Genomic DNA, 20,538 nt, shown 5'->3' on the forward strand with positions numbered 1-20,538 from the left:
ACCAGGTGCAGCCCACGGCGGGCCGCACCTGGTCCGATCACCTCGGCCTACGACCGGTCACCGCCGTCGCGCGCCGGCGTGAGCACCACCTTGCCGCGGAGCTCGCCGGCCTCGCCGAGTCGGTGCACCGTGGCGAGTTCCTCGAGCGGATAGCGCGCGCTCACATCGACGCGCAGGTCTCCGGCGTCGACCAGCTGCGCCAGGCGTGCCAGCTGAGCCGCATCGCTGCGGACGAAGAGGCTCACGGTGCGGACATCGGTGCCTGCCGGTGCCACGCCCGGCGTGGTCGTGGAGACGAAGACGCCGCCGGGCTTCACGAGCGCCACGAGCGACTCGGTCTCCTCGGGTGACGTGCGCACGAGGTTCACCACGACGTCGAACGGCTCGGTCACGACGTCGGCCACCGACGCGGTCGTGTAGTCGATGACCTCGGCTGCGCCGTGCGTCGCGACCGCATCTCGGCTTCGCGCGCTCGCCGTGGCGATCACGGTCGCGCCGGTCGCGGCGGCGAGCTGCACGGCGAATCCGCCGACCCCGCCGCCCGCACCGTTCACGAGCACACGCTGACCGGCGCGGACGTCAGCCCGCTCGACGATCGCCTGCCAGGCGGTGAGGCCGCTCGAGGAGAGCGCCGCGGCATCCGGAAGCGGGATGGACGTCGGCGCAGGGGCGAGCAGCTCGGCGGGCACGATCGCGTACTCGGCGGAGGCGCCGGGCCCAGTCATCGGCAGGAACGCGAAGACGTTGCGGCCGATCAGGTCTGCCGGGACCCCTTCACCGACGGCGACCACCGTGCCGCTGACATCGATACCCGGCACGTGCGGCAGGTCGACAGGGAACACCTCCGTCAGGTAGCCGGCGCGCATGGTTGCGTCGACCGGGTTGAACGTCGTGCCCGCGACTCTGACGAGCGCCTCGCCGGGCCCCGCCTCGGGTCGGGGGAGTTCGACGGTCTCGAGCACCTCCGGCCGGCCATAGCGGGTGAACTGGACCGCGCGCATGGTGGTGGACCCGGCCGTGGTCGCGTTCATGCCGCGAGTCGTGTCTGAGATGGTCATGGATAACTCCTTCGAATTCGAACTATCTGTCCCACTCGACAACGCGCGCCACTCGTCAGCTATTTCCAATTCGAACCAAATGAGTGGATAGGCTTCGGGCATGTCGGACCCCATCGTTCCGCCGAGCCTGCCCAGGGAGTTCGGCGTGTACTTCGCGCTGCTCGAGGTGAGCGCCCTCGTGCAGCACGGCGTGGAGGGCCAGCTGCGGCGCGACGGCGGGCTCAGCTTCGTGCAGTTCCAGATCCTCGCGATCCTCGGCGAGGACCCGTCATCACCACGCAGCATGACCGAGCTCGCCGACCGGCTGGTGCACAGCAGGAGCGGCCTGACGTACCAGGTCGATCGACTCGAACGGACGGGGCTCGTCGCTCGCGTGCCCTCGGAGCACGATGAGCGTGGTGTGAACGTGACGCTCACCCCGAAGGGTGCCGCGGTGCTCGCGCGCGTCCTCCCCGGCCACGCCGACGAGGTGCGCGAGGTCATCGTCGATGCGCTCGACGGCGCCGACCGCGACGAGCTCACGCGCCTGCTCCGACAGGTCGCCCGGCACCTGCGTTCGCGACCGCCTCGCTCGGCTCGCCGGGCTCCGACCCGAAGCGCCGAGGCGTAACCACGACGCGCGTCGCTTGACGCATGTCATGTCGTGAGTCAGGATTGAGACGATTCATCGAGAAAGCGCTTTCCCAACCTGTCTCGATCCGATCACCGCGGCGAGCACGGACGCTGCACCCACCGAGCACCACGCATCGATCGAAGGAGATCCAGTGGGTCCAGTCGTCCGACATGGCCGCGCGCGGCCGATCATCGCCGCGCTCGCCGGCGCCGCACTCGTTGCGGGCGCCGCCCTCACCGCATCCCCGGCTGCCGCCGAAGAGCCCGCAGGAGACGGGGCGACGACGGCCGAGGCATCCGTCGACTACAGCTTCGACTTCGGCGGTCCGAGCACGCCGGTCGCCGCCGGCTTCATCGGCGTGCACCCGGGCACCACCTACAACGCGACGCAGGGCTACGGGTTCACGACGGCGCCAGCAAGCAACGGCTTCCGCGACCGCGGCGGCGACGACCTGCTGCGCCGCGACTTCACCATCGCGAACAACCAGGCGTTCGCGGTCGACGTGCCGAACGGCACGTACGAGGTCACCACGTGGGCCGGCGACCTCATCGCGGGCAACGGCACGAACTTCGATGTCGAGGGCACGGCCTACGCGGGTCCGCGCACGAGCACGGGCGTCATCCACGAGGCGTACTTCCCGGCCGTCGCGGTCGCCGACGGGCAGCTCAACATCCGGGTCACGGGCGGCGACGGGCGCGTCAACGGCATCCGGGTGCAGACCCCGCTGCCCGCACCAGCGGGCCTGCAGGCCACCGACATCGACGCGGTGAACGAGACCATCACGCTCGGCTGGCAGCCGGTGGCGGAGGCCACGGGCTACGCGATCTTCCGCTCTGCGCCAGGCGGCGAGCTCGCCGAGATCGGCCGGGTGGCGGATGCCGCGACGACGAGCTTCACCGACACGGGCGTGGCCCTCGGCGAGACCTACGACTACGCCGTGGCGACCGTGAAGGACGCACGCGTCTCGAAGCCGGGCGAGCGCGTCGCGGCATCCGTCGTCGACCCCGACGTCGCGAAGCCCGTGACGCCGACGGGCATCGCGACCGCCTCGATCGACCGCAACAGCGTCACCCTGAGCTGGACCGACGCGGGCGACGCGCTGCAGTGGAAGGTGTTCCGCACGACGCGCGAGGACATCCCGTTCGAGCAGGTCGGCACCACGACCGAGCCGACGTTCACCGACACCGACGTGCTGACGACGCGGCCGTACCTGTACCAGCTCGTGGCGTTGAACGCGGGCGGGGCGTCCGCGGCATCCGAGACGTATGCGACCGCGGTCGCGACCACGCTCGTGCGGCAGGCCGAGTACCTCGACCGCGCGCCCGTCGCCGTGCAGACCGACGACGGGGTCTACCTCGGCTGGCGCCTGCTCGGCCTCGACGCGCGAGACCTCGGGTTCAACGTGTACCGTGACGGCGAGCTCGTCAACGACGAGCCGATCACGGGGGCCACGAACCTCGTCGACGCCGAGGGCACGACCGAGTCGACGTACCTGATCACCGCGCTGCAGGGCGAGGACGACGCGGCCCGCGAGATCACCGTCGCCGATGACGTGACCGTGTGGGACGAGCAGTACCTCGACATCCCGTTGGACAAGCCGGCCCCGTCGACCCTGCCCGACGGCCAGACCGTCACCTACTGGCCGGGCGACGGCACGGTCGGCGACGTCGACGGTGACGGCGAGTACGAGCTCGTGTTCCTCTGGAACCCGTCGATCTCGAAGGACAACTCGCAGTCGGGCTACACCGGCACGGTCTACGCCGAGGCGGTCGAGTTCGACGGCACGAGCCTGTGGCGCATCGACCTCGGCGTGAACATCCGCGCCGGCGCGCACTACACGCAGCTCGAGGTCTTCGACTTCGACGGCGACGGACGCTCGGAGGTCGCGTTCAAGACGGCCGACGGCACGGTCGACGGCGTCGGCACCGTGATCGGCAACCCGAGCGCCGACTACCGCAACTCGAGCGGCTACATCCTGAGCGGGCCCGAGTACCTCACGGTCTTCGACGGCACGACGGGCGCGGCGATCGACACGGTCGACTACAAGCCGGGTCGCGGCAACGTCGGCTCCTGGGGCGACTCCTACGGCAACCGCGTCGATCGCTTCCTCGCCGGCGTCGCGTACCTCGACGGCGAGCACCCGTCGCTCATCACGAGCCGCGGGTACTACACGCGCACCGTGATCGTGGCGTGGGACCTCGTCGACGGGCAGCTCGTCGAGCGCTGGACATTCGACTCGAACCAGGCCGGCTCGACCTACGAGGGCCAGGGCAACCACCAGTTCGTGCCCGCCGACGTCGACCGCGACGGCCTCGACGAGATCGTGTTCGGCTCGATGACGATCGACGACGACGGCACGCCGCTCTACAACACGCGTCTCCTGCACGGCGACGCGCTGCACGTGGGCGACTTCGTCACCGACCGCGCGGGCCTCGAGGTCTACGCGGTGCACGAGACGCCGAGCGGCAACGGCGGAAAGATCGCGTCGATGCGCGACGCCGAGACCGGCGAGATCCTCTGGTCGAACGCGGGCAACCGCGATACCGGACGCGGCACCGCGGCCGACATCGACCCGGCTCACCCGGGCGCGGAGGCGTGGAACATCGGCGGCGACTACGCGTGGAACTCGCGCGTCGGCACGCTCAACGCGGCATCCGGCGACGTGCTCTCGACCGACATCCCGGCGGCGAACTTCGTCACGTGGTGGGACGGCGACCTCACCCGCGAGATCACCGACCACGACTACTCCGAGGCGAACGCCTCGGGCGTGCCGACGATCTCGAAGTGGGACCCGGCGACGGCATCGCAGGAGCTGCTGCTGCGCCTCGACGGCACGCTGACGAACAACACCACCAAGGGCAACCCCGTGATCCAGGCCGACTTGTTCGGCGACTGGCGCGAGGAGCTCGCGGTGCGCACCGCCGGCGGCGACGCGATCCGCATCTACACGACGACGGATGCCACGGACGCGCGCATCCCGACCCTGATGCACGACTCGCAGTACCGTGTCGGCGTCGCCGGGCAGAACTCGGCGTACAACCAGCCGCCGAACCCGTCGTACTTCATCGGCGCCGACATGGCGGAGCCGCCCGCGGCCTCCATCGCCTACGTGGGCGCGCCGGGCCTCGACGAGACGGCACCGGTGATCTCGGGCCTGCCGTCGGGCACGGTGGTGTCGGATGCCCCGCTGCAGCTCGGCATCGCGATCGAAGATGCCGAGAGCGGCATCCGTTCGCAGTCGGTGACGATCGGTGGTGTCGCGGTCGACGCGGATGCCGCGGTGGACCTCGCCGGACTCGGCATCGCCGGTGACGTGACGGTCGAGGTGACGGCGACGAACCACACGGGGCTCACGTCGACAGCCTCGTCGCAGCTGCTGGTCGTGCCGTCGTCGGATGCCACGACCGCACCCGGTCGCGGCACGCTCTCGAACACGAGCGGCTGGGAGTACGGCCTGCACGACGGGAACTTCGACGTCGTGATGAACCTCTGGTGGGGCACGCCGGGCACGATCTTCCGGCTCTACGAGAACGGCGCGCTCGTGTCGACTCGAGTGCTGGGCGACACCGCCGGAATGGCGCAGACCTCGGGGGTGTCGTTCGAGGGGAAGCCCAACGGCACCTACGTCTACACGGGCGAGCTCATGAACGCGCACGGTGCGACGGCCACCACCTCGACGACGGTCACGGTGACGGATGCCGCTCCGGGCATGCCTTCCGTGAGCACCGACCAGAAGAAGGGCGCGTCCTCGTTCACCGCCACCGCGAACCTGTGGTGGGGCACGAACGCGACGTCGTACCGGTTCGAGCTCGACGGCGTCGTGGTCGGGTCGGGATCGCTGACGGCGGCCTCGCCGGGCGCGCAGTCGGCGTCGGTGCCGCTCAGCGGCGTGGCATCCGGTGAGCACACGCTCGTCGCGGTGTTCGCGAACGCGAACGGCGAGACCGCGTCGAAGCCGCTGAAGGTGACGGTGAAGTAGCGGCTCGCTGCATCGCGACTGCGGTCGCGGCGAGGGGCCGGGCGCTGGTGCGCTCGGCCCATCGTGCGTCTCCGTACCGGGCACGGTGCCCGAGTGCCCAAGTGCCTACAGCTCGGGCGGGTCCTGCAGCGCTCGCACCTCGATGGGCGTCTGCACCGCGCGCGACGCCTGGGTCGCCCAGTCGATCGCCGCGGCCTCGTCGGGCGCCTCGATCACCCAGAAACCGCCGACGTAGGCGGGCGCCTCGACGAACGGCTCGTCGAGCACGCGCGGCTCGCCCGACGACGTGTCGACGGTCTTCGCGGTCGACGGCGGGTGGAGGCCGCCCGCGAACAGCCAGGCGCCCGAGTCCTGGAGTGCGGTGTTGAAGGCCTCGACGGCGGCCATCACCGCGGCGAGCTCCTCGGGGTCGAACTCCTGCATGGACTCCATGGTCGGCTCCGTCGCCGTGTCGTGGGGCATGGTCAGGAAGTACTGGGTCATCGCTCATCCTCTCGTCTGGGGATGCCGTAGGGCCGCCCTCACTGTGACGTCGAACGGGCGAGGGCCCCGATCGACATCCGGTTCGGATGACCTGCGGATTCGTTCTCGGTAGGTGGAGCACCCAAACGTCGGTAGTGCGCGGCGCGAATATCCGTATGGCCCACGGATTCGCCCGCGCGGCATCGAGAGGAGTGTGGTGTGCAGCGGGAATCCGCCCGCACAGCACTCACTCGAAGGAGGTGCACGAATGCTCGCAACGATGCTCGTCCTCGGGACGCTCGCCGCCACGGCGATCGCCTCGGCCGTCGTCCAGTTCGGCCGCGACGGCTACCGCCGTACGCCCACCATCTCGCAGTAAGGCACCCCGTCCACCGACCGCTCGGAAGATACGGCGATCGCCCGATCCGAACCCACCACCTCAGCGAAGAACCTGAATGCAGACGGCGACCCCCGCCCTCGCAGATCGAATGGAATGATCATGAACCTCGCAGCCGGCTACATCGCCCAGACGCTGCAGACCCACGACGAGCTCGTCGCCGCGCGTGTCAACCAGCACCGCCGCGCCGCTGCCGACCGCCGCGCCGACCGCGACGAGCAGGCTGTGCGCGCTGCGCGGCCCGGCCTGCTGCACCGCCTCGCGGCGCTCTGGCACGACGGCCGCACCGCGTCGACCATCCGACCCGCCCACTGACCGACCGTCAGTGCGGCGCGGCCGTGCGGCGGCGCTGAGCGCCCTGCCGCATGCAGCGGCACTCGCATGACGCCGACCGTCGGAGATGACCGTGCCTCGAGCACTGCACCCCGTGCGGGAGACCGCCACACGGGTTACCGTGGGCGCATCGACCGACGGAGGGCGAAATGAGCGACACCACCGACCGTGACGACGCGGAGCGCGAGCAGGTGCTGCGCCGTGCCGCCGAGGCGAACCCACCCGACGAGCGGCCGTTCGCCGACAGCGCGCGCGAGCAGGCGCGGCTCAAGGCCGAGCACGATCGCGAGCTCGGCGTCGACCCGTTCTGGGAGGGCGCGAACATCACCGAGAGCGACGGTCCCGACCTCGAGGCCGGCGACGACCTCGACCTGGGCGGCGGTCACCGCACGCCGCGCGACTGAGCCTCCGGCCGTTCCAGGGCGGCCGCGGCATCCGCATCGTGAGGTTCGGCGCGGGATTCGAGCTCAGGCGACCCGACCTCGATGCGATCCGCGAAGTAGAACCGTGAGAGACGCACCCGCAACCGCTCGGCGAGCGTGAGTGCGCCGCGCGCGTTCGGTCGGAGCTGCAGCGGGCGCGGGGCATCCGTCACCTTGATGCGGGCGCGCTCGGACTCGCTCAGCTGCTGGTGCACCTCGACGTACTCGCCACCCGGGAGGCGGACGATGCGTCCGGTCTCGAAGCCGTGCAGCAGGATGTCGCGGTCCTTGCGCTGGAGGCCGAGGCAGACGCGACGGGCGACGGAGAACCCGATGACGGGGCCGAGCAGGAGCGCAGCCTGCAGCGTGGCGATCACGGTCTCGAGGCTCACCGAGAACTGCGTCGCGATGAGGTCGGCGCTCGCAGCGAGCCAGAGGACGCCGTAGAACACGATCCCGGCGACGCCGATGCCGGTGCGGGTGGCCGTGTTGCGCGGCCGATCGAGGAGCTGGTGGTCGCGGTGGTCGCCCGTGATCCATTCCTCGACGAACGGGTACGCAACGACGGCGAGCAGGTAGACGCCGACGACCGCGAGCGGCACGAGGATCGCGAGCGTCCAGGTGCGGCCGAGCCAGACGAACTCCCAGTCGGGCGGCACAAGCCGGAGGGCGCCGTCGAGGAAGCCCGTGTACCAGTCGGGCTGGCTGCCGGCGCCGGCGGCAGCGGGGTCGGCCGGGCCGTAGAGCCAGATCGGGCTCACGGTGACGGTCGCCGACACGAGCAGCAGGAGCGCCGTGACGAGGAGGAACAGGCCGCCGGCGCGGGCGGCCGCGGTCGGCAGGAGCGGGACGCCGATGACGTTCGCCTCGGTGCGTCCGCGACCGGGGAACTGCGGGGGTCCGTGCCGCCAGGCGGCAAGGCCGCGCAGCACGACGAGCGCGATGAGCAGTGCCGGGAAGACAACGACGTGCAGCGGGTACAGGTGCTCGATGATCTGGCCCGGGAAGGAGCCGCCGAACAGCAGCGACGCGAGCCAGGTGCCGATGACCGGGATGCCGAGCGCGATGCCCTCGGTGATGCGCAGGCCGGTGCTCGAGAGCAGGTCGTCGGGGAGGGCATAGCCGCTCCAGCCTGCGGCGAGGGCGCTCACGAAGACCAGGAACAGCAGCACCCACATGCCGCGACGAGGACGGCGGAACGCGCCCGTGAAGAACGTCGTCAGCAGTTGCATGATGATCGCGGCGGGCAGCAGGAGCGCCGCCCAGTGGTGGGCCTGCCGGATGAGCAGGCCGCCCGGGACGTCGAACGTGATCGCCATGGTCGACGCGAACGCCTTCGACACCTCGGCGCCGTGCAGCGGCGCGTACCCGCCGGCGTACGTGGTCGTATCGCTCGACGGCGTGTAGAAGAACATCAGCCACAGGCCCGTGAGCGTCACGACCACGATGCACGCGAGGGTGACGATCCCGAAGAGGTTCGTCCAGTGGCTCGGCACGCGTCGGCGGCGGGCCTCGGCCCTGAGATCAGTGAGGCGGTGACCGAAGATGGTCGCCGCTCCGACGCGTGCGGTGATGCGGTCGGTGATGGAGTGGTTTCGCATTCGTGCTCCTCGAACGTCCTTCACTCCATACGACGCCGGACGGGGCCGATTTGTGACATCCCGGTTAGCCTGAGCGCGACCGAGCCACTCCGAATGATCGAGGGAGGCCGAGATGAGCGGCACCGAGGCACGCGTGGTCGTGAAGCTGCGCGAGGAGGTCCGAGGGCAGCGCGAGGTGCGGGATCCGTCGGCTGCGGGGTCGCGCGGCGGGGCGCCGCCCGACGACCTGGGACAGGCCATCGCCGACGCGTTGGCCTTTGTGGCCGACCTGATCGCGGAGTTCCAGGATCGCACCGCCGAGGAGGCGTACCTCGGTTCGGGCCGACCGAAGCGTGACCGCGACCGCCCCCGAGGCGCCGGGTTCGATGGGCACATCACGATCGGCATGCGCGACGCGGCATCCGCCGAGCGACTCTGGCACGAACTCGAAACGAACGACGGCGTCGAGCGCGTCGTCTTCGAAGTGGGCTCGACGCCGCGATGACATGACCCGGCCGAAACGCGCGACGCGTCCCGGCCGGGTGACCTGGAGTGGTGCCTACTCCTCGACGCCGGGGTCGCCGCCCTCGAGGCCGCCCTCGGTGGAGTCGGTCATCGGTTCGGCGCTCGTGGGCGCACCCGGCGTGTCGGCGCCGACCTTGCCGGGCTCGTCCGTCGGACCGCCAGCGGCCACGCGGTCGTCGTCGCTCTGGCTGCCTCCGGTGCCGGTCTTGCCGGTGTCGGCCTGCTCGGTGTCGTCGGGAACGGGCTGGATGTCGTCGGAGAGGTTCGAGTCGGTCATGGTCGCTCCTTCGTGATGTGGGGGGTGATGGTTTCATGCAGCGGTGCCCGTCAGGCCTCGGAGATCTCGGCGACGGTCTCTCCCGTCTCCTCGGCTGACAGCGCCAGCGCGACATCCGCCTGGCTGATGATGCCCACGAGGTCGTAGCCGTCGAGCACCGGGAGGCGGCGCACTTGGTACTTCTGCATCACCTCGAGCGCCTCGCTGATGTCGTCGTCGGCGCCGATCGTGGCGGGACGACCCTCGCCGAGGCTGCCGGCCGTGGTCGTGCGTGGGTCGCCGCCATCGGCGAGGCACTTCACCACGATGTCGCGGTCGGTCAGCATGCCGCGCAGGCGGTCGTCGTTGCCGCAGATGGGCAGCGCGCCCACGTCGAGGTCGCGCATCATGCGGGCGGCGTCGACCAGGGTCTGGTCCTCCCTCACGCACGTCGGGTCGGCGGTCATGAGGTCGCGTGCGACGGTCATCGGTTCGTCCTCTCTCCGGGTCCCGTCGGGTCTGGGATCCGGTTCCGGCAGGCTAACGAGCGTGGGCGCCGACGGCACGGGGGTTGACGCGGGCGGCGCCGGCCGTGCCCCGTTCTGGTGATGGTCTTTGCGCGGAGGCCGGTCGTACCGTGAGCACGTGGGCCGATCTCGGGCCCCGACCATGCTGCGCGACCTGGGTGACGCAGCCGCCGGAGCAGACGGTGCGGAGCAGCTGGCGACCGACGCCGGCACGCTCTTCGCGGTGTTCGCCGCGATCGCGCTCATTTCCTCGGTGATCGGCATCGGGACGGCGGTCGCCGCGGCGATGTTGCGGTCGAGCTCCGAGCCTGCGACCGACACCGCGCTGGCCACCCGCGATCCACTCAGATTCCTCGAAGCCGCCGGAGTGCTCGCAGTAGCGTACGTGGGAACGGGAGCGAAGCGATGGGTTCCGGCGACGATCCTTCAGCTCGCCTGCTCAGGGGTGCTCGCCGTGATCGATCGTCGGTCGGCGGTGACCGGGTCGTGGGAGACGGATGAGGACGACGACATCCAACTGGAGTTGGCCGCGCTGCCGCCCGGATTCGGGCCCGCAGATGCAGGTGCCGGAGCACTCGTCATCCGTGGACTGTTCGGCGAGCATCCCGCGGTGGGAATGCGGGTCGCAGCCGTTCGGGTGGGTGCGATCGCGGATCGATTGGGCGACGCGACGCGCGCGGGCTTCGCACGCGCGGATGAGCGGTACGTCGATCACCGCGCCGCGGCGCGGCTTCCGGCTGTTGCGATGGTCGCCAGCAGTATCGGTATCGTTTTCGCCTTCCTGGCGCTGGCGTTGGGCCGCTACGTGACCAGTCCCGTCCCTGGCATCGCGATCGTGCTCGGGATCGCCGGGGTCGTCATCAGCGCAATGCAATGGACTCGCGGCCCGTTGAACTCCTCGGGCCGCCTGCTCAGGGAGCGCGCCGGACGCGTCGCGACGCTGATCGATGCATCACCCGCGACGTCGGTCGCCGACGGCGAGCGGTTGCTGCCGTGGGCCGTGCTCTTCGACCGATGGGCGGTCATCGACCGGCTGGGCTCGGTCGTGCAACTCTCCGGTGTTGCACCCACGTGGTTCCGGTCGGACGCGCCGTTCCGGTGGAAGCGGTTCACATCCTGCATCGAAGCCATCGTGCTGCGGACCTCGAGCGTCGAGTACGTCGTGACGCTGCAGGGGTGATCGGCGTCCATCGCGACCGCCGGTTTCGAGAGTCGTCCGGGTGTGATCGAGGTGGCTCGGCATCCGTTCACCGCTCGAGGAACGAGCGCCCGTAGAGCGTGTCGGCGTTGCGCCATGCCATGAGCTCGGCGATGCGGATCATCTCGTCGACGGGCCAGCCGTGGTCGGCGACGTACGACCCGAGCACGCGGGTCGTCGCGTCGCGCCACACCGCGGCGCCGAGCAGCACGCGCTCGGGCACGCCCCACGCGTCGGTCGAGAAGAGCACCTTCGAGAACGGCGCGAGGTCGAGCGACTCGCGCACGAGCGTGTCGGCGTTCGCGCCGACGTGGGCGAGGGCGAGGCCCGCGTCGAGGAACACGTGCGGGTAGAGGTGCGCGAGCATGCTCGCCTCGCGGAGGTACGGGTGGCAGTGCAGCAGCGCGATCCGCCCGCCCGTCGCCTGCGTCGCCGCGATGAACGGCTGCAGCAGGAACGGGTCGGCCCGGTCGAGCCGCAGGTCGGGGTCGCCGAAGCCGACGTGCACCTGCAGCACGGCGGGTCCGCCGGCGTCGCCGTGCTCGAGCGCCCACCACGCGAGGTGCCTGATGATCACCGGGTCGACGAGGCGCACGGATGCCGCGCCGCCGCGCCGGCTCGCCGCGTGCCACGCCTCGGCGGCCTCCGCCAGCTCTGCGGGCGAGGGCTTCGCCGGATCGAGCGCGAGTCCGCCCCGGTACGCGGCGACGGTCTTGAACCCGACCGCGCTCGCGGCGGCGACCTCGAGCGCCACGACCAGCCGGTCGACGAAGTCGGCGCCCGACGCGGCATCCGTCATGACCGACTCGGCCAGCGTCTCGAGGCGCACGATGCGGTGGACGCGGACGTCGTCGGTGGCGCCACCATCGCCACCGCCGCCACCCGCGCCACCGGCGCCACCGGCGAGCTCGGCGAGCTCCGCGTCGGAGAGGAGCCGCTCGGGCGCGTGGCCGTCGTCGATCAGGTACGTGCGGATCCCGGAGGCGCCGAGCAACCGGCGGGTGGCCTCGTCGAAGCCGAGTCGCTCACGGGCGGCGAGGTAGTCCGCGCCATCCGCGAACGGCGGCAGCCCGAGCGCCGGGGCGCAGAAGCGGCGCAGGGCGAATCCGAGCTGGCTGTCGAGGATCGTGGCACGGTCGGTCGCGTGCTCGGCCTGGGTCAGCGCGTCGAGCAGGTCGCGCTCGGCGAGCGGCGGACGCAGCAGGCTGTGCGCGTGGTGGTCGACGAGCGGCATGGCCTCGATGGCATGCGCGAGCTCGGCGTTCGCGGTCATGGGGCGATTCTCTCGCGTGCGTGGCGTTCGCGGCGGCATCCGATCGCCCGATCCCACCCTCGAATTGGGGCGGAGGGCACACACGGAATGCGCGGTTCCACGCATGGCCCCGGATGCCGCGCGGGAGTAGCGTGCGGGTCATGGGATGCGTGCTCGTCCCGGCGCTGCACCAGGTGGCAGGGCACCTGGGCACCGCCGGCACAGGAGAGGGTTCGTACGCGTTGGAGGCACCGGCGCTCGCGCCGGCGCTGCTGCCGATCTTCGCGCTGATCGCCTCGGTCATCGCCGCGGTCGCGGTGGGATCGCTCGTCGTCATGTGGCTGCGCGTGCCCGAGCCGACGGGCCTCATCGAGGTGACCGATCCGAAGACGGCCGGGCTGATGTCGGTGGGGTTCGCTTCGGGCGGGGCGTCGCGACGGTGGCTGGCCGCGACGGTCGTGCAGCTCGCGTGCGACCGGGTCATCACCATCGACGACCGGCGAGCGGGGGCGGATGCCGCGGGTGTGCGTCCGAAGGACGTGCGGCTCGTCTTCGGCACCGCGAACGCCGAGGCGGAGCGGGCGGCGGCCGGCGTGCTGGCCGGCGGCGGGACGTACGAACGCGAGGGCGGAGTCGTCGCCGCGGTGTTCGAGCCCGGCATGACGGGTGGCCCCCGGGAGCCGGTGCCCGGCACGAGCGTCGACGTGGATCGCGTCGTGACCAGGAACGGGACGCTCGCCGCGCTCACCGGCGATCGGTTCAGGGAGGCGATCGGGTGGTACCGCGAGCCGAGGCCGAAAGCGCGCTTCCGAGTGGGGACGGTCGGCAGCCTGGTCGGCCTGGTGCTCGGGTTCCTCTCGGTCGGGCTCGATGCCACGTCCGCGTCGATCGCGTGGAGCGCGATCGTGATCGGGGCGATCTCGCTCGGGCTGCGCCTGCTGCTGCCGCGATGGATTCCGCTGAACGCCACGGGACTGCTGCTGCGCGAGCGGGCGAACCAGCTGCGCGAGATCATCGCCACGGCCGAGGTGCCGACGCTCGCCTCCGGTGAGCAGGTGCTGCCGTGGGCGGTGCTGTTCGACGAGCAGGGGACGATCCGGCGTATCGCTGAGGTGGCCGAGGGCTCGGGCGGTGCGCCGGCCTGGTACCGGTCGACGGAGCCGTTCACGGCAGATCGGCTCGTGTCGTGTCTCGCGATCGTGACGACCGAGCTGTCGCAGCCCATCCGCGTCGGGGCGAAGGCGCCGTGGATGCGTGACGACGGCCGCTTCGGCGTGCCGCTCGTCGGCGACTACCGCGGGTGGAGCAGTGCGTACTACTACGGCAACGCCGGCTTCGGCGGAACGGTCGGTCCGGGCGGAGGCGGGGTCGACGGAGGGACGGCCGGCGGGTTCGACGGCGGTGGCTTCGGCGGGTTCGACGGCGGCGGCGTCGGGGGCGGCGACGGCGGCGGGTTCTGAGGCGCCTCGGTCGGGGAGAGGATGAAGACGTGTCCCGACGTCACGCCACCCTGCCGACCGCGATCGGCGACCTCCTGGTCGTCGCCGACGGCGACGCGCTCGTGGGCATCTACTTCCCGGGGCACTGGCATCCGCCGGTTGCCGGCTCGCTCGGCGTCGAGGTCGACGGCGACTCCGACGCGCTCGTGCAGCGGCTGGGTTCGGAGCTCGCCGAGTACCTCGACGGTCGCCGCACCGAGTTCGACCTGCCGATGGCGCCGGTCGGCGACGAGTTCCAGCTGACGGTGTGGCGGATGCTGCGCGGCATCCGCTACGGCGAGACGACCACCTACGGCGAGCTCGCCGAGCGCCTCGGCGACCGCAACCTCGCGCGTCGCGTCGGCGGTGCGGTCGGGCGGAACCCGCTGAGCATCCTCGTGCCGTGCCACCGCGTGGTCGGCGCCGACGGCTCGCTCACCGGATACGCGGGCGGGCTCGACCGCAAGCGGTTGCTGCTCGAGCTCGAGGGCGCCGAGGTGGTGGCGCAGCGGCGGCTGTTCTGAGCCGGGACGTCGCTCGCGTCACCGCTCGTCGTCGCTGGTGACCCAGGGCGCGCCCCAACTGGATGCCGCCCGGCGGGCGGCGTTGCGGCCGTCCTCGTCGGCTCGCGAGGGACCGGGGAGCGTGTCCTCGCCTTCGACGCGCTGCATCTCCTCGTAGCCCGCTTCGACCTCGTCGTGGTCGCGTCGACCCATGGCGACCTCCTTCGCTCGCGCCGGTGCGAGGATTCCTCGCTCCAGCCAGTCTCCTCCGTCCGAACGGATGCCGCGACCACCGACCGCGCGAGTTCGGATGCTGTTCATCCGAGCCGGGGCCGCCGCGGCATCCGGGTCAGCCGAGCACCCCGTCGGGATCGAGCACGACGACTCGCGGCGACCCGTCGGGACGCGCTCCAACGGCCGCCGGCAGCGCGTGGAAGAGCTGGCGCACCGCACTGCCGACCCGGGTCACGCCCGAGAAGTCGAGCACGAGGCATCCGTCGTCGGTGACGAGTGGAGCGAGTCGGGTGAGCACCTCCTCGGCGGCCGCGAAGTAGATCTCGCCGCGGAGCGTCGCCACCGTCTCGCCGTCAGACGTGGTGAGCGAGGCGATCGGCGAGAGCGCATCGCCGCGGTGGGCCAGCATGTGCAGCCCGAACTGCGACGAGAGGCGCTCGAGCATCGTGACGCCGCGCACGCTGTTTCCGCGTGCATCCAGCCGCGGACTGAACGTGCCGATGCCGAACTGGCCCGGCTGCACCGCCACGATGCCGCCGCCGACGCCGCTCTTCGCGGGCAGGCCGACGTGCACCATCCAGTGGCCCGACTCGTCGTACATGCCGCAGCTCGTCATGACCGCGGTCGTCCAGCGCGCGGCATCCTCGCTGATCACGCGCTCGCCCGACACCGGGTTCACGCCGCCGGTCGCGAGCGTCGCTGCCATGATGGCGAGGTCGCGTGCGGTGACCGAGAGCGAGCACTGGCGGAAGTACGCGGTCGTCGCGACCTCCACGTCGGCGGCGAGCGTGCCCGCCGACTTCGTGAGGTAGGCGAGGGCGCGATTGCGGTCGCCGGTGCGCGCCTCCGATGAGAACACGTCCTCGTCGACGACCAGGTCGCGGCCCGCGAAGCGCTCGAGGCCCGAGCGGATGACGCCGAACTTGTCCTCCACGGTGTCGCCCGCGATGAGCGACGTGGTGACGATCGCGCCGGCATTGATCATCGGGTTGAGCGGGCGACCGGATGCCGCCTCGAGGCTGATCGCGTTGAACGGTTCGCCGCTCGGCTCCAGGCCGACGTGCTTCGTGACCTCGTCGACGCCGAGCGCGTCGAGCGCGAGCGCGAACACGAACGGCTTCGACACCGACTGGATCGTGAACGCCTCGTCGCTGTCGCCGGCGTCGTGCACGTCGCCGCGCGTGCTCACGAGCGCGATGCCGAGGCGCTCGGGCTCGACGTTCGCGAGCTCGGGGATGTACGACGCCACCTCGCCGCTCGTGTCGGGACGTGCGGCGTCGAGCACGGCGTCGAGCGTCGCGCGGACCGGATGATGCAGGTCGACCGGCATGCGGTCAGCCTATGGGGCACGGATGCCGCGCGTCACGAGTCGGGCTCGTGAAGCGTAGGTACGAGATCACGCCGGTCGAATCGCGGCATCCGGTCGATTCGCGGCATCCGCCTTCGTCGTACCAGCAGACGACCAGTACGCAACGGAGGGAACCGCCATGCTCACGAGCCTCGAACACGAGCGCCGCATCAACCAGGCCGAGGTCGCGTGGATCGTGTCGAAGCGTGCCGCGGCGATGCGCTCGCGCGACGCCGACTGGCTCGCCGCCCGCTACCTTCCGGGCGCGCCGGTCGTCGGTCCGACGCCGCCGGTGACGCGCATCGCCGACCCCGGCCGCGACGCCTCGCGGCTCTGGGAGTGGTTCGAGCTGCTGCAGGGACGCATTCGCTGGTCGACACGGGTCGAGAAAGTGCGAATGACGGGCGACCAGGCGATCTGCCACTGCGTCGAACAGGTCAGCGTGCGCGCCTGGATGCAGGCGCGGGTGCGGATGACGCTGACGACGACCGTCGCGCTGCGGCGCGTCGACGACGTGTGGCTCATCGAGTGGGAGCACGCCGTGGCGGCGTGAGCAGCCATAGCCCGCTCTCGGCTGCCATTCGGCCCGTGTAGAGCGCTCTCACAGCCGCGCGGGGTACATTTTCGATTGGGACATTCGACCCACTTCCCCCGGTGGGAGTCCCCCGGCCGGCGCCATGGGGCGGAGCCGCTCGACCCCCCGAGCCGAGCTCCTCGTGCCCCGGCGCCGGTCCGCGTGCGTCCGCGTGCCGGATCCGAACCCTATCCGGATCCGGCGCGCCGCACCGCGCTCCGTGACCACGCGCTCGACCGTCACCAGACGGATGCCGCGAACGCGCGCATACGCTCGGCGAGCTCGCCCGGCACTTCGGCCGCCGTGAAGTGCCCGCCCGCCTCGAGCCGACCGAACTCACGCAACCCGCGGTAGTGCTGCCGAGCGAGCGATTCGGGGTACTCGGCCTCGTGCCGCTGGATGTACACCGCGGCCGGCACGTCGGTCGGCGGGATCGGGTCGGGCTGGTCGGCGCCCTCGTGGTAGGGACGGAACGACGTGCCGATGGACTGGGTGACCCAGTAGATCATCGCCTCGGTGAGGATCCGCTCGCGCGAGATGCGGCGCTCGACGGCCGACGGATCGCCCGGCGGGGTGTCGCTCCACTCGACGAGCTTCTCGGCGAGCCACGCGAGCAGGCCCGCGGGGGAGTCGTTGAGCGCGGCGGCGAGCGTGTCGGGCCGCGTGGACTGCACGTGCCCGTAGGCGCCGTCGGTCTCGTGCTTCGCCGCGAGGGCCGCGAAGAACGCCTGCTCGTCGGGATCGGTGAGCTCCGCGCGTTCGTCGTACGTCGGGAAGTGCGAATGTGTGGCGAGGATGCCGGCCACCTCGGGGAAGCTCGCGGCGATGAGGTCGCTCACGTTCGCCGTGACGTCCTCGCCGTAGGTCACGTAGCGCTCGTAGCCGAGCACGTCGGTCATGAGGGCGTGCATCGTCGCGGCGAGGCGCTTCTCGGTCATCGGCCCGTCTGCGTACGGCGACGAGAAGGCGAATCCGGGCATGCTCGCCACGACGACGTGGAAATCGGGCAGTGCGTCGGCGAAGTCGAGCTGCAGCGCGAACGTGTGCGGCCAGCCGTGCATGACCAGCAGCACTGGGGCATCCGCTTGCTCGGCTCGACGGTGCATGAAGTGCACGACCGCGTCGTCGATGGGCACGGTGAACTGCGGATGCCCGTTGAGCCACGCCTCGCGTTCGCGCCAGTCCCACCCGAGCCACGTGTCGACGAGCTCGCGAAGGTAGGCGGCGCTCATGCCGGACGTCGGCTTGCGCGGCGAGTCGTCGAGGAAGCGGGTGCGCGCGAGGCGCTGGCGGAGGTCGACGAGGACCTCGTCGGGCACGTGGAGCTCGAAGGGCTGCGGCTCGCTCATGGGCTGACGCTACGCCTGCCCGCCGACATGCGAGCGGGCCCCGTGCGCCGATTGGAAACGACGGGCCCACCTCCGAGGAGACGGGCCCGCCGTGGTGTTGCGAGTGCGGATGCTGCCCTACTGCTGCGTCACCGCCGGGTTGGTCACCATGACGCTCATGGTGCCGCCCGTGTTCTGCTGGGTGACGGTCACCGAGACGCCGTGGCCGGCCACGTAGACGCCGCCGAGCGGGTTGCTCGCGTGGAAGTACGCGTCGGTCTTGGCGTCGGAGAACGTCGCCTGCCGATCCTCGGAACCGGTCGTGCCCACGGCCTCGACCGACTCCACGGTCTGGCTCTTGCCCTTGCCGACCAGGACCTCCTTGTGCAGCGACACCGCATCGAACTTCTTCAGCCCGAAGGTCGCGTCGAACGGCTGTCGGCGGTTGCTCGGCGCCGTGCCGTCGGGGTACGTGAACTTCGCCGGACGGGCGTCGATCGGCAGCGCCAGGCCGTGGCCCTGGTGGTCGATCGTGTTGTTGTCGGTGTAGGTCTCGTCGACCGCCCAGACGAGCATGCCGTCCTGGTAGGGGAAGCGCTCGACGTGGTCGGGCGCCGTGTACGCCTTGTCGAACTGGTACGGCCCGGTGCGGAGCGTGTCGTCGTAGCCGACGTAGGTGCGGTTCTCGACCAGGTAGTAGCGGTCGCCCGAGGAGGTCTCGGAACCGGTGCTGATCTTGAAGCCGCCCTCGGCCGTCCACTCGTTCTCGCCCGTCTCGGCGTCGTCGGTGAACAGCGTGGTGCCACCGTTCTTCACGACGATGTCGTCGAGGAACGCGCCCGCGAGGTGCACGCCGCCGTCGCTCTGGTAGCGGAAGCGGAACAGCGTCTCGGCGTTGCCGCCCGGGATCGAGTACTTCAGCGTGGTCCAGCGGCCGCTCGAGGTGTCGGAGAGCGTGCCGACCGTCGTCCAGTTCACGCCACCATCGGTCGAGTACTCGCCGTAGAGGTAGTCGTACCCGGCCTCGATGTCGTACCAGGCCTTCGCCTGCACCGTCGCCGAACGCACCGCGCTCAGGTCGAACGTGCGCGTGAGCGTGGTGTTCAGGTCGTCCGCGCTGGAGGTCCACCAGGCGTGGCCGCCATTCGGCGTCACGTACTCCTCGGTGATCTCCTGGTCCGGCACATCGACGACGAGCGCCTGGTCCTGGCCGTCCGTCTGGAGGGCGGCCGGGCTCAGCGTGTACGCGGCATCCGTCGTGCCCGGGTTCACGATCGAGTAGTCGAGCCAGCCGAGCTGGAGCTTCTCCCACGGGCCCATGTAGTTCGGCGTGGTGCCGATGTCGTCGCCGCCGCGGTTGAGCCACGAGCCGCTCGACATGAGCGTCCAGAACGCGGACGAGTTCTCGCCGCCATTCGTGTCGTAGAAGTCGGGCAGGCCGAGGTCGTGCGCGTACTCGTGCGCGAAGACGCCGAGGCCGCCGTTCTCCGCCTCCACGGTGTAGTCGCCGATCCAGAGTCCGGTGTCGCCGATCTGCGCGCCGCCGAACTTCGCGCCCTCGGGCCCGGTCACGCCGTAGTCGGTCGAGTTCACGTACCAGCGGTGCGACCAGATGGCGTCCTCGCCCTGTGCGCCGCCGCCGGCGTCCTCGCCCTCACCGGCGTGCACGGCCTGGAAGTGGTCGAGGTAGCCGTCGGGCTCGTCGAAGTCCCCGTCGTTGTCGTGGTCGTAGCGGTCCCACACGTCGAAGCTCGCGAGCTCGGCCTTGATCGCTTCGGGGCTCAGGCCGGCCGCGACCCGCGACTGATACCAGGCGTTGCCGGCGTCCTCGATGAACTGCCAGGCGCCGCCGTAGTCCTCGACGCTGTTGTCGCCGTAGGTCGAGGCGTTGCCGGGCACCTTCACCCACTTGCTCACCTCGCCGTCGACGGTGTACGCGCCGTTCGACTGCTTGGTGTAGAAGTCCGCGAACGACTCGCCGTCACCGAAGAAGAGCTCCTCGTACGACGCCGTGTTGAAGTCCGAGATCCAGTGCGTGCTGTTGTTGACATCGCGGTCGGGCTTCGGGATCTCGTTGTGCAGCGGGCCGGGCGTGGTGCCGAGCTTGCCGCTGCCCTCGTTGCCGAACTCGGCCAGGATCGTGAACAGCCGACCCGTGCCGGTGACGGCTGCCTCGTAGTACTTGTCGCCCGCGAGCTGGACGACGCCGTCCTCGCTCGGGGAGGCCTGACCCGAGAGGATCAGCTTCTGCGCCGCCTTGCGCCGCTCGTTCTGGCGTTCGGTCAGGGGACCGGGGCGGTTGTCGAGGCGCTGGGCCGCCGACGGGGCCGGGTCCTTGGCGGGGGCAGCGAACGCGGCCGGTGCGAACGCTGCACCGGCCACTACCGTCGCCCCCGCCGCAGCGACGGCCAGCAGGCCGCGCGTGCGTCGATTCACGGGTTTCTCCTTCGGATTGAATGCCCGGGATCGCC

At 70.9% G+C, this 20,538-nt stretch carries 19 protein-coding genes; 9 read left to right on the forward strand and 10 right to left on the reverse strand.

All coding sequences use genetic code 11. The annotated features are described in order from the left end of the window. Positions 1 to 47: 47 nt before the first annotated feature. A complete protein-coding gene (locus tag ACWEOH_RS11150) occupies positions 48 to 1,058 on the reverse strand; it encodes an NADP-dependent oxidoreductase (protein WP_452030913.1) in 1,011 nt (336 codons plus the stop codon). 100 nt (positions 1,059 to 1,158) lie between these two features. Here ACWEOH_RS11150 and ACWEOH_RS11155 point away from each other — a divergent pair, with 100 nt between their 5' ends. Both ACWEOH_RS11155 and ACWEOH_RS11160 read left to right on the forward strand, forming a co-directional pair. Next, positions 1,159 to 1,668, forward strand: a complete 510-nt coding sequence (locus ACWEOH_RS11155) for a MarR family winged helix-turn-helix transcriptional regulator (RefSeq protein ID WP_452030915.1) — start codon at positions 1,159 to 1,161, stop codon at positions 1,666 to 1,668. Positions 1,669 to 1,822: 154 nt separating this feature from the next. Next, positions 1,823 to 5,650: a rhamnogalacturonan lyase family protein gene (locus tag ACWEOH_RS11160; protein ID WP_452030917.1), complete on the forward strand. Its 3,828-nt coding sequence runs from the start codon at positions 1,823 to 1,825 to the stop codon at positions 5,648 to 5,650. A gap of 105 nt (positions 5,651 to 5,755) precedes the next feature. On the opposite strand, the gene ACWEOH_RS11165 is transcribed toward ACWEOH_RS11160, so the two are convergent. Next, a complete protein-coding gene (locus ACWEOH_RS11165; RefSeq protein ID WP_452030919.1) occupies positions 5,756 to 6,133 on the reverse strand; it encodes a YciI family protein in 378 nt (125 codons plus the stop codon). A 478-nt stretch (positions 6,134 to 6,611) separates the two neighbouring features. Here ACWEOH_RS11165 and ACWEOH_RS11170 point away from each other — a divergent pair, with 478 nt between their 5' ends. Both ACWEOH_RS11170 and ACWEOH_RS11175 read left to right on the forward strand, forming a co-directional pair. Then, complete coding sequence (locus ACWEOH_RS11170) at positions 6,612 to 6,824, forward strand: hypothetical protein (RefSeq protein ID WP_452030921.1); 213 nt, start codon at positions 6,612 to 6,614, stop codon at positions 6,822 to 6,824. 167 nt (positions 6,825 to 6,991) lie between these two features. Further along, positions 6,992 to 7,246: a hypothetical protein gene (locus ACWEOH_RS11175; RefSeq protein ID WP_452030922.1), complete on the forward strand. Its 255-nt coding sequence runs from the start codon at positions 6,992 to 6,994 to the stop codon at positions 7,244 to 7,246. Here ACWEOH_RS11175 and qcrB read toward each other — a convergent pair. Further along, positions 7,225 to 8,865: a cytochrome bc1 complex cytochrome b subunit gene (gene qcrB / locus ACWEOH_RS11180; protein ID WP_452030924.1), complete on the reverse strand. Its 1,641-nt coding sequence runs from the start codon at positions 8,863 to 8,865 to the stop codon at positions 7,225 to 7,227. The genes ACWEOH_RS11175 and qcrB overlap by 22 nt on opposite strands. A 112-nt stretch (positions 8,866 to 8,977) precedes the next feature. Between qcrB and ACWEOH_RS11185 the strand changes: the two genes are divergently transcribed. Next, entirely contained in the window at positions 8,978 to 9,349 is a 372-nt protein-coding gene (locus ACWEOH_RS11185; RefSeq protein WP_452030926.1) for a hypothetical protein, read from the forward strand. 54 nt (positions 9,350 to 9,403) lie between these two features. Here the strand turns inward: ACWEOH_RS11185 and ACWEOH_RS11190 are convergent, their stop codons facing one another. Next, positions 9,404 to 9,646, reverse strand: a complete 243-nt coding sequence (locus tag ACWEOH_RS11190; protein ID WP_452030928.1) for a hypothetical protein — start codon at positions 9,644 to 9,646, stop codon at positions 9,404 to 9,406. Between the two features lie 50 nt (positions 9,647 to 9,696). Next, positions 9,697 to 10,113 (reverse strand): CBS domain-containing protein, encoded by a 417-nt coding sequence (locus tag ACWEOH_RS11195; protein WP_452030930.1) that lies wholly within the window; start codon positions 10,111 to 10,113, stop codon positions 9,697 to 9,699. A 181-nt stretch (positions 10,114 to 10,294) separates the two neighbouring features. Between ACWEOH_RS11195 and ACWEOH_RS11200 the strand changes: the two genes are divergently transcribed. Then, the gene (locus tag ACWEOH_RS11200) at positions 10,295 to 11,332 is read left to right on the forward strand and encodes a hypothetical protein (RefSeq protein ID WP_452030932.1); all 1,038 of its coding nucleotides are present in this window, start codon (positions 10,295 to 10,297) and stop codon (positions 11,330 to 11,332) included. 67 nt (positions 11,333 to 11,399) lie between these two features. Here ACWEOH_RS11200 and ACWEOH_RS11205 read toward each other — a convergent pair whose 3' ends face one another. Then, entirely contained in the window at positions 11,400 to 12,623 is a 1,224-nt protein-coding gene (locus ACWEOH_RS11205; protein WP_452030933.1) for an amidohydrolase, read from the reverse strand. A gap of 140 nt (positions 12,624 to 12,763) precedes the next feature. Here ACWEOH_RS11205 and ACWEOH_RS11210 point away from each other — a divergent pair, with 140 nt between their 5' ends. Then, positions 12,764 to 14,062, forward strand: coding sequence for a hypothetical protein (locus ACWEOH_RS11210; RefSeq protein WP_452030935.1), 1,299 nt, complete (start codon positions 12,764 to 12,766; stop codon positions 14,060 to 14,062). 29 nt (positions 14,063 to 14,091) lie between these two features. After that, the gene (locus ACWEOH_RS11215) at positions 14,092 to 14,604 is read left to right on the forward strand and encodes a methylated-DNA--[protein]-cysteine S-methyltransferase (RefSeq protein WP_452030937.1); all 513 of its coding nucleotides are present in this window, start codon (positions 14,092 to 14,094) and stop codon (positions 14,602 to 14,604) included. An 18-nt stretch (positions 14,605 to 14,622) separates the two neighbouring features. On the opposite strand, the gene ACWEOH_RS11220 is transcribed toward ACWEOH_RS11215, so the two are convergent. Beyond that, positions 14,623 to 14,796: a hypothetical protein gene (locus ACWEOH_RS11220; RefSeq protein WP_452030939.1), complete on the reverse strand. Its 174-nt coding sequence runs from the start codon at positions 14,794 to 14,796 to the stop codon at positions 14,623 to 14,625. A 136-nt stretch (positions 14,797 to 14,932) separates the two neighbouring features. Further along, positions 14,933 to 16,147, reverse strand: coding sequence for a glutaminase A (gene glsA, locus ACWEOH_RS11225; RefSeq protein ID WP_452030941.1), 1,215 nt, complete (start codon positions 16,145 to 16,147; stop codon positions 14,933 to 14,935). 157 nt (positions 16,148 to 16,304) lie between these two features. On the opposite strand from glsA, the gene ACWEOH_RS11230 reads away from it, so the two are divergent. After that, positions 16,305 to 16,718, forward strand: a complete 414-nt coding sequence (locus tag ACWEOH_RS11230) for a YybH family protein (RefSeq protein ID WP_452030943.1) — start codon at positions 16,305 to 16,307, stop codon at positions 16,716 to 16,718. Positions 16,719 to 16,978: 260 nt separating this feature from the next. On the opposite strand, the gene ACWEOH_RS11235 is transcribed toward ACWEOH_RS11230, so the two are convergent. Together ACWEOH_RS11235 and ACWEOH_RS11240 are read right to left on the reverse strand one after the other, a co-directional pair. Then, on the reverse strand, positions 16,979 to 18,088 hold the full coding sequence (locus ACWEOH_RS11235) for an epoxide hydrolase family protein (protein WP_452030945.1): 1,110 nt from the start codon (positions 18,086 to 18,088) through the stop codon (positions 16,979 to 16,981). 117 nt (positions 18,089 to 18,205) lie between these two features. Beyond that, positions 18,206 to 20,503, reverse strand: coding sequence for an immune inhibitor A domain-containing protein (locus ACWEOH_RS11240; RefSeq protein ID WP_452030947.1), 2,298 nt, complete (start codon positions 20,501 to 20,503; stop codon positions 18,206 to 18,208). Positions 20,504 to 20,538 lie beyond the last annotated feature (35 nt).

It is taken from the genome of Agromyces sp. NPDC004153 (genome assembly GCF_053603635.1).

Bases quoted from the DNA above. Each gene is read 5' to 3' on its own strand.
- ACWEOH_RS11150 (WP_452030913.1), bottom strand. From the start codon at position 1,058: ATGACCATCTCAGACACGACTCGCGGCATGAACGCGACCACGGCCGGG.
- ACWEOH_RS11155 (WP_452030915.1), top strand. From the start codon at position 1,159: ATGTCGGACCCCATCGTTCCGCCGAGCCTGCCCAGGGAGTTCGGCGTG.
- ACWEOH_RS11165 (WP_452030919.1), bottom strand. From the start codon at position 6,133: ATGACCCAGTACTTCCTGACCATGCCCCACGACACGGCGACGGAGCCG.
- ACWEOH_RS11170 (WP_452030921.1), top strand. From the start codon at position 6,612: ATGAACCTCGCAGCCGGCTACATCGCCCAGACGCTGCAGACCCACGAC.
- ACWEOH_RS11175 (WP_452030922.1), top strand. From the start codon at position 6,992: ATGAGCGACACCACCGACCGTGACGACGCGGAGCGCGAGCAGGTGCTG.
- qcrB (WP_452030924.1), bottom strand. From the start codon at position 8,865: ATGCGAAACCACTCCATCACCGACCGCATCACCGCACGCGTCGGAGCG.
- ACWEOH_RS11185 (WP_452030926.1), top strand. From the start codon at position 8,978: ATGAGCGGCACCGAGGCACGCGTGGTCGTGAAGCTGCGCGAGGAGGTC.
- ACWEOH_RS11190 (WP_452030928.1), bottom strand. From the start codon at position 9,646: ATGACCGACTCGAACCTCTCCGACGACATCCAGCCCGTTCCCGACGAC.
- ACWEOH_RS11195 (WP_452030930.1), bottom strand. From the start codon at position 10,113: ATGACCGTCGCACGCGACCTCATGACCGCCGACCCGACGTGCGTGAGG.
- ACWEOH_RS11200 (WP_452030932.1), top strand. From the start codon at position 10,295: ATGCTGCGCGACCTGGGTGACGCAGCCGCCGGAGCAGACGGTGCGGAG.
- ACWEOH_RS11205 (WP_452030933.1), bottom strand. From the start codon at position 12,623: ATGACCGCGAACGCCGAGCTCGCGCATGCCATCGAGGCCATGCCGCTC.
- ACWEOH_RS11210 (WP_452030935.1), top strand. From the start codon at position 12,764: ATGGGATGCGTGCTCGTCCCGGCGCTGCACCAGGTGGCAGGGCACCTG.
- ACWEOH_RS11220 (WP_452030939.1), bottom strand. From the start codon at position 14,796: ATGGGTCGACGCGACCACGACGAGGTCGAAGCGGGCTACGAGGAGATG.
- glsA (WP_452030941.1), bottom strand. From the start codon at position 16,147: ATGCCGGTCGACCTGCATCATCCGGTCCGCGCGACGCTCGACGCCGTG.
- ACWEOH_RS11230 (WP_452030943.1), top strand. From the start codon at position 16,305: ATGCTCACGAGCCTCGAACACGAGCGCCGCATCAACCAGGCCGAGGTC.
- ACWEOH_RS11235 (WP_452030945.1), bottom strand. From the start codon at position 18,088: ATGAGCGAGCCGCAGCCCTTCGAGCTCCACGTGCCCGACGAGGTCCTC.